We start from the raw sequence: 13,066 nt of genomic DNA, 5'->3' as shown, positions 1-13,066 counted from the left end.
ATGATGAATTTACATCCTTTGTGATATGGAGTCGATTAAGAGGTTTATTATTTTTCCATCTATGTAACATATTTCAGCACATTCACGTCTAGGGGAATAATAAAGATATGCGGAGGGAAACAAGATGAGACATGTAATGAAAAAGCCATTGATTTTACTCATGTTAATCGCCGTCTTCAGCATGGGCATTAGCGGTTCCGCTTTTGCTCATAAAGAGAACAATCAGAGTAAGGAAGACGGGAAAGAAAGCTTGAACGCGGCAACAGCAGTGACAATGATCGTAAAAGGCCTGGATTTAAACATCGACAATATTAAATTTATCAAGAAACCGGAGGCAACCGACTATTATACGAAGGTTAAAAACAACTCTTCATACGCGGAAGACTTCATCATCGCTCAATATAACGGGCTAGGCATTGCGAAAGACATTAATCCTTCTGCTAAAGTCACACGGGAGCAATTCGCCAAATGGCTATTTGGGCAAGTAAGCCATAAAGGAAATTATGCATGGATCGAAATTTTCCAAAGCGTTTCGGATGCCGACCAGGTGACAGACGGATACATGGACAGTATTCAGAAGCTGCTTATTGCCAAGATCGTATCCCTAGATAGCAAGCAACGCTTCTATCCTAAGAGCTATATCACCCGCGCAGAAGCTGCCGATATGATCCGCAAAACGTTAACATTCATTAAAAACACAAAACCGGAAACACCTGATACTTCCGATCTCAACCAAGTAAAAATCACTTCGGAAAAAGAAACGGATTCTGTCACACGAGTTACGTTATCCGCCCTGGCCCCTCACTCTGGATATGGACTCGAGATCACGGGCATCCAATTCTCGAAAGGCGTGGCCACTATTCAATATAGAGTCGTGCAGCCTGATCCTGACAAAATGTACATGCAAGTCATCACGGAGTTAAAAGCTGTGACTTATATACCTTCGGACTACAAAGCTGTACTTGGGCTAGTAAAACCACCCACTGTTCCATTCCAAGGCTAATATTGTTGAGCAGGCTGCCGAAGCCTGCTCATTTTGCTAAGCTACCGGGTAGGAAAGTTGAATAATACCCCGAATATAGTATGGAGAGTTTAAAAGCGTATCTTTAGGCACTACGAGGGGGGGATTAATGGAAATGAATGAAAAAGCATATCTAAGTATAGAAGAGATTATTTCATTACCAACCTTATCAGGTACAAATATAAGTGATAATGGCAAAAACGTAGCATTTGTCAAGAAGACAGCTAACTGGAAAGACAATATATATAGGAATCATGTATGGATATATGAAAAAGATAAGGGGCAGAGTTATCTATTAACAACTGGGGATATAGATAGTACATACCCATTATGGTCTCCAGATTCTAGAGATATCGCATACCTTAGCCCAGTCGGTGACGGGGATAATAAGAAAAATCAGATCTTTATTAAGTCGATAGATGGTCATAGTGGGGTTCAAATTACTAATGAGAAAGAAGGGGTCAGTAAATTCCAATGGGAGCCTACTGGCAAGGGTTTTTATTATGTTGCACAGGCAAAAGAATCAGAGACGTTAAAGAAACGTAAGCAACTATATGGAGATTTCCATCATGTAGGTAAGGAACACCAGAATAATTGTTTATATTACATTGAAATAGAAAACGAAAATAGCGTTGTTTATCAACTAACTAATGGTAAGGATTTTCATGTCCGTGAATTTGATATTTCAAATGATGGGAAAAAGGCTGTATTAATGGCTACACCAAGCCCAAATATGGGAGATTATTTTAATGGAGATCTATACATACTAGATATTAAAGCTGGCGAGCTGCAAAAGATGAATATAGATAAGTTGTTGGGAGGGAGCGTCTGTTTTTCTCCTGATGGCAGCAAAATATGCTACTCGGCAAGCATAAGGGAGAAGGAATACTATAAGACCCATATACAAGACAGTACGCTCGAGATATATGATATTAATAATGGAGAGCTAATTCAACCTTTAACAGATTTTGATAGTACGGTTGTTCCATTACGGTGGACAGCTAAAGGAATCTTAATTAGATGGCAGAATAAAACGAATTATCTTATTGGGTTGCTATCTGAGGATGGCACTGTGGAAAAGGTAAGCGAAAAAGTAGATGGCTTTATAATGGACGCTTCTATAACAATGGATGGCAATCATATATCCTATAATAAAGCTATAACAAATGAAACTTTTGAAATCTATGTAGACGATAAAAAAATAACGAATGAAAATAGCTTTTTCAAAGGAAAGCTTACAAGTAACAGGGAAATAATCTCATGGCAAAGTAGTGATGGTCTTGAAATAGAAGGAGTGTTATCAACCCCAGTAAGGTTTGACGCAAATAAAAAATATCCTTTATTAGTGGTAATCCATGGTGGCCCGGCTTGGGCATCCTTTCCGATATTTTCAGGCTGTTTTAATGAGAAATATCCGATTGAACAGTTTATTGAAAAAGGCTTTATCGTTTTAGAACCAAACTACAGGGGAAGTTCTGGTTATGGTAATGAATTTTTACAAGCAAGCTATAGAAAACTGGGAATTTCCGATTACGATGATGTTATATCTGGAGTGGATAGTCTAGTAGACAAAGGGATTGTAGATAAAGATAGTGTAGGAGTTATGGGATGGAGCAACGGGGGATATATATCAGCTTTCTGTTCTACATATAGTAGTAGATTTAAAGCTATTTCAGTTGGGGGTGGAATTACAAATTGGAGTACCCATTATGTAAATACAGATATACCTTACTTTATTAAGATGCATTTAGGAAATAATCCATGGAATGATCCAGAGATATATACGAAAACATCACCAATGACGTATATTAAATCAGCCTGTACGCCCACCTTAATCCAACATGGCTAAAAGGATGCAAGAATTCCAATTTCAAATGGATATGAGCTATATCAAGGATTAAGGGATATGGGAGTTGATACAGAATTCATTATATTTAAAGGAATGGCCTATAGTTCTGACCAGCCAGGAATTAATGTGGCTATTATGAAGCAGAATTTGATGTGGTTCTCGCACTATATTCTTGGAGAAAGTATGAAAGATTTTAGGGTTTTATGATTAATAAATGGATATCCTCACAGAATAGTGCTCAAGTTAATAATCGTAGTTCCAAATCATGCGATAGTTGTGACACCCCCAATGGAAAAACGAGAACGGACCGCAGCGAATGCGGTGCCGTTCTTTTTTAGCTCTATGGATTTCCATACCGCTTCTTATAGTGGCTTAGCGCCAGAAGAGGCCAGATGTAGCGATAACTGTGATAATGAGAATAGAAGTAACCGGGGAGGCCGGCACCTGTAGGATATGTGCTCTTCCAGTTGTCTTCATGGAGTAATGCGATAAGTCTATGGATTCCTTGATCGACCTCTGGTGTTGGCTGTGTCTGAACAGCGATTAAGGCGTCTAACGCCCATGCGGTTTGAGAAGGAGTGCTTTCCCCTAAGGGCACATAGTGCCTCAGCCGATCGCTTTGACAGGATTCGCCCCAACCGCCGTCCGGGTTTTGGATGTCCATAAGCCAACGGGCTCCTTGTTGTAAGGGTTCATGGTTAGCTGGAAGGCCGACCGCTGCCAATCCCGTCAGTGCCGCCCAAGTACCGTAAATATAACAAACGCCCCATCTCCCGTACCAGGATCCATCCTTCTCCTGGTGGCGAACTAGCCAATTTGTTCCCCGTTTGATGAATTCGTGCCGGCTATCGAGTCTGGCAAAGTTCCCGAGATACTCTAATGTGCGCCCAGTAAGATCAGCCTCCGAGGGATCAATGGCCGCAGATTTGGAGCCGTCTATGGCGAGCCAGGTGAGTATTTCGTTGTCTGTATTTTTCTCAAATGCGGGCCAGCCTCCGTCTTTATTTTGCATGGATAGAGCCCAATTCAGTCCGCGATTCCAAGATTCCAGGTAAGTAGAATTGGTATTAGATAACCTCCTGATCGCCCGTAGAGCTGCGGTTGTATCATCCACATCGGGATTGATCGTATTGGTCTCCGAGAATCCCCAGCCCCCGGGAATGGTGTCCGGGTTATGAATGCTCCAATCGGCAGTCTTATCCTGCTGTTTGGATAGCAGATACGTGGCGGCACGCCGGATCGTTAGATGATCAGCGGCGATTCCGGCTTCCTGCAATGTGTAGGCAAGCAGAGCGGTATCCCATACGGTTGACGGGGAGTTCTGCATTGTAGTTGTCCCGTTATAATGGAACTGCATGTCGGTAAGTCCCTGAATGGCACGGGTGATGAGAGGATGCTGCTGATCATACCCTAGGGCAAGCAGGGCGAGAATCATGAGAATTGTACTGTTCGCATAGCTGTAGAGTGTACCATCGGCTTCAATCCTTTTTAACATGAACTGCTCGGCCTTGGTTGTAGCTGCTTCGTGGATATAACGGGGGGTGCCGATAAGCAGTTTTAGCCCTTCCTTTATCATGTTTTGTATCTCCTGGAAACTGCGGGGGAGAGGATCTTCCTCGTCCATCGTTCGAACATAAAGATCAGATAGATCTGGCGTATGAGCGGAGCTCATCGAGAACTGCTTGTCGCCCATAATGAGCATTGGGATAAGATGAACCCTTGAGTATCCTGAGAAATCATAAATAGTAATCGGAAAATAAGTTGGAAAAAGAACAACCTCGATCGGAATGGACGAGATGGATGCAGGCCATTTCCTCTGACCTGTGGCGGCGAGGATGGCTGTGGTCATGATGTTGGACACTTTTCCGAGACCGCCTTTGGATAAAATATATCGCCTGGCTCGCTGAATAGGTTCGTCTGCCGTCTGGCTGTACCCGGAATAAAGCAGGGCGTAATAGGCTTCAACCGAAGCGGACAAGTTTCCTTCTTCTTCATCGGCAAACAGTCTCCAACAGCCATCTGGCTGCTGTGCGGCAAGAATCCGGTTATGCAGCTGCCTAATCAACTCTTCATTCGGAACGTTCAGCAATCGAAAGAGAATAATCACATAAGCATCAACTGACGTCCCGTTTTCAAAGCAAAAACGCCAGGATCCATCCTGTCGCTGCTGTTGAATAAGTGTTTTCGTCAGCCGCTCTATTTCATCATCCACTGCTCTTAGCACATCACTCATTTGCATGGTACCTCCGGGGTGGTTTTTTAGAATTATATGAGGGTGGGCAGGGGGACATATCCTTTAATCTCAATAAGTACAGGGAATCCGATGGCTCCGAATATGATCAAGATACTGGTCATACCACCAGACTCCATAAAATAGTTTTAGACTGACCTGAGAAATAAGAACAGCGACAGCTAAGGACGAGAGAATAAAGTCCTAGACTGTCGCTGTTCCATTGAAATAACGTTCTCATTAGCTTAGCGAGATGTTTATGATTTCAAATGTACAAAGCCTACTAAAATACTTGCCGCAATTCAATCTGACCTTCCCCATGTCCTTGCGGGTCCGGCATCCGCATGGCCCACTCGATGGCTTCTTCTCTCGACTTCACATCAATCAGAATGAACCCGGCAATCAATTCTTTCGTTTCCGTAAATGGGCCATCCGTAACCACTGGCTTTTCCCCTGGTTTCGGAAACGAAAGGCGAATCCCATTTGAACTTGGATGAAGTCCTTTCGCCATAACCCGCACGCCTGCCTTAACTAATTCCTCATTGTACTTATCCATGGCTTCCATGAGCTCAGGGCTCGGAAGATTTCCGGCTTCCGAATTCTTCGAGGCTTTGACAATCAACATAAACAGCATAAAAATCTCCTCCTTCTTTTTAAAAGCAAAAATTGACCTCTTAATAAATACAACGAACCGGTATCTTCAAATCGACACTTTGAAAAAAATTTTTTTAAAAGACAGCTTGTAATATGAAATGCAGCAGTAAAAAAAGGCTCATGCGAGTTTTCGTGTAAAATGGGAGTTACGGAGCCCATCACCGTACTGAAATTGGATATGCTCTTAATAACCGAAGCAATGACACAAGTTCTTAATTTTGGCTTCAATGAGTTGGATATAAATAGAATTGGGCAAGATGTAAGGCTGAAAATTCTGGCCCAGGGCGGCATAACTCCTTCTATGAACAGAGTAACACGACCGAACAATAATATACTGTCAGTGCGTGCGATCGTTTTACAAATTTGACCATGTTTTATTGTGCTATTTTATCACAGCCCTGGGCGACTGTATTGTGTAATTCTGCCCGTTAACTTAATGAAGTATCGTCAGTCTACCACTTTATTTTTCAGTCTAGAACTTTATTTTCTTCTGACAGTATGAGTTAATGGAATACATCATGAGGAAACACCGATGAATCAGTCTGCAATAATTGTTGCAGGCTTTTTTTGTGATTCAAGGCTTGTACTCCAGCTATTTTTCGAATATGGTTCAATATGGAATCCAATAGTATGATATATGCAGTTATTCCTTGGTCATAGAAGGTTTAATTATGCAAATGCCTGTGAATATCGAATGAGGAGGCGGCCGAGATTCAAAACGTTACATTTGTTTATGCCACGACCAAATCAGATATGCCGTTTGGTGATCCTCTCTGACATACCTGGAAATCCAGACTATACCGAACCAGAAATGAAGGATGAGCTCGCTAAGAAATTAGAGGAGAACATGATCAACGGGAGAATTGGGTTCAAGGAACAAAAATACATCTGGAGTGCTGTGAAGCCATAGGCTTTTTCCATAAAGCTGATGTCATTATTTTAGTGGGGGAATCAGATGAAGGTTCTATATGGGGTTTTAGCGTTGCTTGGGATTGTGCTGCCGTACTCTCAGCTCATTCCCTGGATATACGAACATGGATTGCAGTTACCTTTGCTTATCGAAGAAGCAGAGAGAACCCGAATTGGCTCATTTGCCTGGTTAGATGTCATTGTATCTGTGATCGTATTATTAGTGTTCATTCGATACGAGGGAAAACGAACCGGGATGAAAATGAGTTTGTGCTGGATTCCGATACTTGGCACATTAACTGTAGGAGTTTCTTTTGGGCTGCCTATGTTTTTATTGTTGCGAGAGCTGCATTTGGAAAAGACGACAGTTGAATAACCCTACGTATAAAATATCTCTGAAAGTCGCTGGAATGGCTGCAGATAGGGGGAATTAATGTGGTCACATTTGTGATAGACAAAAATTATCTTACGGAAAAAGGGCTCAACCTCATAATCATAACATGTAGTAAAAAACGGAAAATTAAAGTACGAGGCAACGGCTGTGGAGCATTTATGGGCAACAGCTTGATGCTACTCGGTCTAATACTATATTTACTCCATGCAGATGGATGGCCAATTAATAGAACCATCTAATGTATGTGAAATATCCCTTTTAGAAGTGAACTTTTTATTACTTGCACAGACGCTGCTGACAATGATGATGCCAGCAGCGTCGTTGTAACATGGAGAAGAGAGGCTTTATATCGAATATTCCGTTGAATATCCATTGAGCGTGTTAACGTAATTTCTAATAAACTTCTTGGTTCTTTCATTTTGCGTGTGCAAAAATAGCTCCTCGGGTGTTCCTTCCTCGATAATGTGACCATCAGCCATGAAAATGACGCGGTCGGCTACATTTCGAGCAAAATCCATCTCGTGCGTAACGATAATCATGGTCGTATTTTTCTTCGTAACTTCCTTAATGACATGCAGCACTTCTTCCACTAATTCCGGATCTAATGACGATGTAGGTTCATCGAATAAGATCACATAGGGATCAAGCGCTAATGCTCTGGCGATACCTACTCGCTGCTGCTGACCACCTGAGAGCACGGCCGGATAATGATGCTCTCTGCCTTCCAATCCGACCTCGTGCAGCAATTTCATGCCGATCTCTACAGCCTGCGCTTTATTCATCTTGCGAGTGACGATTAGGGATTCCGTAACGTTCGCCAGAGCTGTTTTATGTTTGAAAAGGTTATAATTCTGGAACACCATTGCCGTTTTCTGTCGCAGCTGATAGACCTCCTTCTTCGTATATTTCTCCGCGTTGATTTGAACACCATCGATGGTAATCGTGCCTCTCTGAGGCTGTTCCAATAAGTTGAGCGTACGTAAAAAGGTGGACTTTCCTGAGCCAGATGGGCCGATGATGGCAATAACTTCACCCTTATCGATTTGAAGATTGATCCCTTTTAACACATCGGTATTTCCGTAGCTTTTATGCAAATTGTCGATTGTAATCATATGTTGCTCCTCCTATCGATAAGGCTTCTCCATTCTCCATTCAATTCGGGATTGAATCGAGGAGAAGATTGCAGTGACGACCCAGTAGATGAATCCAACTGCCAGAAATGCCTCCAAGAACTTATAAGTAACAGCCGCTTCCAGCTTGGCTTGTCCCAACATGTCTGTGACCCCAATTGTAAAGGCGAGCGAGGTTTCTTTGAAAATCATAATGAAATAGTTCCCGGTTGGCGGGATTGCGGTTCTTGCAGCTTGTGGCAGTACAATTCTTCGAATTGCTTGCCATCTTGTCATACCGACGGATAAAGCTGCTTCAGCTTGCCCTTTATCTACCGATGCCAACGCAGATCGGAAGACTTCCGATAGATATGCGGCGTTGCGCAAGCTTAATGCGATGATGACGGCTGTAACTGCATCCATCGAATTCATCCACGGGAACAGCTGCGGCATACCAAAATAAAAAACAAAGATTTGAATGAGGGACGGCGTTCCCCGGAAGTAAGAAATAATTACGAGTAAGATCGGATATATAATCTTCGTTTTATTTGAAATGATCCAAGTAAACACCATGCCTAGCAAAATAGCGAATAAGAAAGCCAGCAGCGTGATGTACAGGACGAGCGGCAAATATTCGAGCAGCGATGGAAACAGCCCAAGCATATATTTCACATCAAAATTCATGGATAGACACCACCAATTGTAGTCTTAATTCATGTTGAATAGGGAATGAAGAAACCCCCTGAAATAGGGGGATCTGTAACATCTAATTATGAGCTGAATGACGAGCTTTAAGGTTTCGTCACGTCAATCTCACTCCATTTGTCCGAAAGCTCCTTCAATTTGCCGGAGTCTTTCAACTCTTGCAGCGCTTTGCTGAACTGCTTAATGAACTCTTCATTCTCTTTGCTCTTTACAAATGGAAATGCATTCTCGGTTGTGTAGAGAGGCTTCTCCGAGAAAATCTTCAGCGGTAAGCCTTCCTTTTTAATTCGAGAGTGCGCAACAAAGTTACTGTCAATGAAGGCGTCAATCCGCCCCATATCCACTTCTTTATATGTACCGCTTACGTCTTGATAGGCACGGATATTGATCTCATTCCCATGCTCTTCATTCCACTTTGTTGCATACTTATGCATATTGTTGCCAAGCAGGGCACCTAGGTTTTTCCCTTTCAAATCATCCATGGACTTGATATCATCACGGTCATTTTTGACGACGAGAGTAACTGAATAATATGCATAGGGATCGGTAAAGTCATATTTTTCTTTCCGTTCATCGGTAACGGCAATTAGGTTGGCGATAGTGTCGATACGACCGCTGTCCATCATGCCGAATAATCCGGAAAATTCAGCTACCGTCCATTCAATTTCATAGCCTAGTTTTTCGCCAACTAGATTCAATACATCGACATCATAGCCTTCAAGCTTTTGGTCCTTACCTTTTGATACAAACGGCGGATAAATGCCAGAAGTCCCGACGCGAAGCACTTTTTTCGGTGATGCTCCTTGGGCATCCTTCGCGATATTCGAATTGGCAGAATCGCCAGTTTTACCTGCACCACAGGCGGTTAGAAATACGGCAAAGATCGTTAACGTTAACAATAGACGATAGGATTTAGATAAATGCTGCTTCATAATGTCCTCCTGTAGATTGTGCATGCTTGCATCTTATGTGTAGTGTAAACATATGCGTAAAGTCGGAATTGATAGATAAGGAATTCAACAAAACGAATGAAATGAACGTGCTCTAAGAATATATGTTCAGAGCTTTGGCGACAAAGAGATTACTTTGCCAGGAGAGCTTCGATTTCAGCCTTCAATTCGTCTGCATCAATTTCTTTAGGGAACTGATATTCTTTATCGTTGATAAATACAGTCGGAACCATCTTCACGTTTCTGCGAATGGCTTCTGCCGTGACATGCAAGCTAATTTCCGTGTTATCCGGCTCTTCTTGCAGTTGATAGTTGGAAGCTAGCAGATTTTTGATTTCTTGATTGTTCAACTGATCCCATTGGGATTGGGTTTTGAACAATTCTTTGATAATCTCTCTTGCACGAGCAGGATTTCTATAGTCCAAGAACAAGTTAACCAGCGTTCCATTTAACAGCATCTCTCTAGGCTTATCATAATGCTTGACGATAAATTCAACTTGACCTTGTTCCAAGAAGGCTGGCAGAACATCTTCCGCGATGCCGAAGAAGGTTGCGCAGTAAGGGCAGGTTAAATTCAAAAATACCTCAACCTTAATAGGGGCGTCTTTCTGTCCAAAACTCAATTGTCTGTTCTCAATGTGATTGGTCATGTTTAACCCGCTTTCTTAGAAGAATGTTGATACTAGTAAACTATAATTATTCCGACCTATATTGTCAACATTAATTGCTATCGGTTAAAAGCTAAGTTACCATACTACAATCCATTATCGAATAATTTGACTTATCGCAGCTGCCCCTCTAATATATTAGGTATCTAACATATTTCAGAGGGTGAGCTGCGTGAACATCTATGAACAAGTAAAACAAATTAATGAAGCTGATTATGCCATTAACCGCTTGATTTTTAAACACTATGAACCATATTTAGCTAGCTCTATCACCACTCAGCAAGCCGTGTTGCTGGATATTGTATATGCAGCCAACAAAATAACGGTAGGTGAGATTGCTATAGAAATGAACATTAGTTCTAGTGCAGTAAGCCAGCTTATTGCGAAGATGGAGAAAAACCAGTTTATTCATCGTGCTATCAATCCTGATAATCGCCGAGAAGTGTTTATTACGCTAGGAATTAAAGGCGAGGAGTACTTTGAAAAGCAAGAATATGTCGAGCGCTCTGTGGCCGATCGTTTATTTTCTAAACTAACTGTTGCCGAACGTAACGAGTTAGAAAGAATTACGAAAAAATTGAAACAAATTGCAGCTGAAGAGTTCATTTGAGTTCTTCTCATCCAATATGTTAGACAACTAATATATTTAGGAGGCTTAATTATGTTTAACTCTATTTATTCTACGCTTGAAAAAATCCAGTTCAATGGTGCAGTTTATGTAGAAACGAGCAATAACGAAATTGTAGATGTGACAATAGGTTTTGCAGATATGAAGAATTCAGTTCCGATTACGGGGGAAACACTATTTAACATTGCTTCTTTAAGCAAAATGTACACTGCTGTAATGGTTCTTCAATTAATAGAGCAGAAGGTGATTCATTTTAAAGACAACCTAACAAAGTGGTTTGATACAAGTATCTTTAAAGATGTAACGATTAAAGATTTGTTGATGCATACATCCGGTATCCCAGAATATATCGATAATTCTTCAGTTGAGAAAATTGAAGATATTTTACATAACAAGGAGCCTTATTTCCTACCAGGTAGCGGTTGGCTTTATACAAATACAAATTATGTTTTGCTAGCTAAAATTATCGAACAGGCAAGTCAACTTTCTTATGAGGATTATTTACAAAGAATGATCGCCCAACCTCTTCAACTTCAAAACACGACAACGAAGCCAAAATTGAAACTAACTGCTGTCGGTAAGCTATTTGATTTTATAAATAAGAAATATATCCATGCAACAGACGATCCGATTTTTAAAGATATCGATAAGAAACACGATTTTTATGGTGACGGAGGCATTTATGCAACAGCTCAAGATATAGCCCGATTTGTAAAAGGGTTTCTTCAAGGTAAATTAGTATCGCTTGAAATGGTGAATCGCGCCCTTACTCCTTCACCGTTACATAGCTCATATGGTTGTGGGTTTATCATTCAAGACGGTTCTATTGGTCACTCTGGTGGTTGGCCTGGCTATTCGTCGCATTGCTTATGTTCCGTGACAAGCGGAGAGGTGACGGTTCTCTTAACGAATGAAGAGGTAAGCCCTTTTTACGAGCAGCAAATATTAGAATTCTTAAACCAAGCTAGTGAAAGTAAAGAACCTGATGCTCCAAAGCATCCTAGTATCATGAAATTCAATAGTGCTGATAATCTCGCAGGTACTTATCAACTCGCTGATGAATATCAAACATCCTTCATAATTAAAGAGGGAATAAACTCGTATATTATTTCTTTCCATGACCAACATGATACCCATTTATTTAAAGTGGAACCGAACCTGTATTGGATTCGAAATACGATGAGTTATATCGATATTTCTGAAGGAATCTTTATTGATGAGGGTGTAGAAATACCGTTTCATAAACTATAGATTAAGGAGTGAAACTTGAAACAAATATTAATTTGTATGTTTCTGTCGAGTCTTCGAGATTGTAAATGGTAGGTAGCAACAACATCATCATCAACAACTGCAACAGTAACTGCAAATGAAAAGGCTACTGTATATGGAACAATCGTATCTCTATCACCACAGAATCAAGTCGTTAGGGGAAAAATAGAGAAAACTGCACCGTGGGAATCAATGAATTCTAATGATGTAGAATCTATATATGTTTTTGTAAAAAGAATTCTGATGTACATGTTAAAGTTCAAGTTATTTTAATTTGTTTCTATTTAAATTAGTTTCTTGAAAGCCGACAATGCCATTCAAGTCGAAGTAATCTAGTCCATTAACAGTTAAATAATACAATGAGGCTACTCCAGTCCAAGGTGACTTAGGTGGGAGCCTCATTTTATTTACAATGAGGGTTTGGACGGTATGACCTGATCCAAACAAAAATCAATGACTATCCATACATTTATGTTTAAAATCAATACTAACAAATGGATTTTTTTATGTTATGATAATATTAATCCTCTAAAGGAGTCACGGCACCCCAGATATACAGCAAATGAGGAGATTCAATCATTTTTGAATCTAGAGTTTAACAAAGGGGTCTCAATTGATATTCCTTTCCACTGAGAACATGGAACTTTGCTCTCAGGTTGAATTTTTTGCTGTTAAGATTG

General features: G+C 40.9%; 10 protein-coding genes and 1 pseudogene. 5 read left to right on the top strand and 6 right to left on the bottom strand.

Going from position 1 to position 13,066, the window contains the following annotated elements:
- Nucleotides 1-124: 124 nt before the first annotated feature.
- Both RQP50_RS08835 and RQP50_RS08830 read left to right on the top strand, forming a co-directional pair.
- Nucleotides 125-1,003 (top strand): S-layer homology domain-containing protein, encoded by an 879-nt coding sequence (locus RQP50_RS08835; RefSeq protein ID WP_315744878.1) that lies wholly within the window; start codon nt 125-127, stop codon nt 1,001-1,003.
- A gap of 127 nt (nt 1,004-1,130) precedes the next feature.
- Nucleotides 1,131-3,077: pseudogene (locus RQP50_RS08830) on the top strand (prolyl oligopeptidase family serine peptidase).
- 133 nt (nt 3,078-3,210) lie between these two features.
- On the opposite strand, the gene shc reads toward RQP50_RS08830, so the two are convergent.
- Both shc and RQP50_RS08820 read right to left on the bottom strand, forming a co-directional pair.
- Nucleotides 3,211-5,103, bottom strand: coding sequence for a squalene--hopene cyclase (shc, locus tag RQP50_RS08825; RefSeq protein ID WP_315744876.1), 1,893 nt, complete (start codon nt 5,101-5,103; stop codon nt 3,211-3,213).
- Nucleotides 5,104-5,383: 280 nt separating this feature from the next.
- On the bottom strand, nt 5,384-5,734 hold the full coding sequence (locus RQP50_RS08820) for a YciI family protein (RefSeq protein ID WP_065293284.1): 351 nt from the start codon (nt 5,732-5,734) through the stop codon (nt 5,384-5,386).
- A 975-nt stretch (nt 5,735-6,709) separates the two neighbouring features.
- Between RQP50_RS08820 and RQP50_RS08815 the strand changes: the two genes are divergently transcribed.
- On the top strand, nt 6,710-7,039 hold the full coding sequence (locus RQP50_RS08815) for a DUF2834 domain-containing protein (protein WP_315744873.1): 330 nt from the start codon (nt 6,710-6,712) through the stop codon (nt 7,037-7,039).
- 362 nt (nt 7,040-7,401) lie between these two features.
- On the opposite strand, the gene RQP50_RS08810 is transcribed toward RQP50_RS08815, so the two are convergent.
- From RQP50_RS08810 to RQP50_RS08795, 4 genes are all read right to left on the bottom strand, one after another.
- Nucleotides 7,402-8,169 (bottom strand): amino acid ABC transporter ATP-binding protein, encoded by a 768-nt coding sequence (locus RQP50_RS08810; RefSeq protein ID WP_315744871.1) that lies wholly within the window; start codon nt 8,167-8,169, stop codon nt 7,402-7,404.
- Between the two features lie 12 nt (nt 8,170-8,181).
- Nucleotides 8,182-8,850 carry an amino acid ABC transporter permease gene (locus RQP50_RS08805; RefSeq protein ID WP_065293289.1) on the bottom strand — a complete coding sequence of 223 codons (669 nt, stop codon included), beginning with the start codon at nt 8,848-8,850 and terminating at the stop codon, nt 8,182-8,184.
- A gap of 107 nt (nt 8,851-8,957) precedes the next feature.
- Nucleotides 8,958-9,803, bottom strand: coding sequence for a transporter substrate-binding domain-containing protein (locus RQP50_RS08800; RefSeq protein WP_072730782.1), 846 nt, complete (start codon nt 9,801-9,803; stop codon nt 8,958-8,960).
- Between the two features lie 149 nt (nt 9,804-9,952).
- A complete protein-coding gene (locus tag RQP50_RS08795) occupies nt 9,953-10,471 on the bottom strand; it encodes a thioredoxin domain-containing protein (protein WP_315744867.1) in 519 nt (172 codons plus the stop codon).
- Between the two features lie 190 nt (nt 10,472-10,661).
- Between RQP50_RS08795 and RQP50_RS08790 the strand changes: the two genes are divergently transcribed.
- Nucleotides 10,662-11,099, top strand: coding sequence for a MarR family winged helix-turn-helix transcriptional regulator (locus RQP50_RS08790; RefSeq protein WP_072730784.1), 438 nt, complete (start codon nt 10,662-10,664; stop codon nt 11,097-11,099).
- Between the two features lie 51 nt (nt 11,100-11,150).
- Nucleotides 11,151-12,368, top strand: a complete 1,218-nt coding sequence (locus tag RQP50_RS08785; RefSeq protein ID WP_315744864.1) for a serine hydrolase domain-containing protein — start codon at nt 11,151-11,153, stop codon at nt 12,366-12,368.
- Nucleotides 12,369-13,066: the final 698 nt, after the last annotated feature.

Source organism: Paenibacillus suaedae (assembly GCF_032337355.1).
Lineage (GTDB): Bacteria > Bacillota > Bacilli > Paenibacillales > Paenibacillaceae > Paenibacillus_B > Paenibacillus_B suaedae.
The sequence above is the reverse complement of the archived record's forward strand: the minus strand, read 5'-3'. Positions and strand labels throughout refer to the sequence as shown.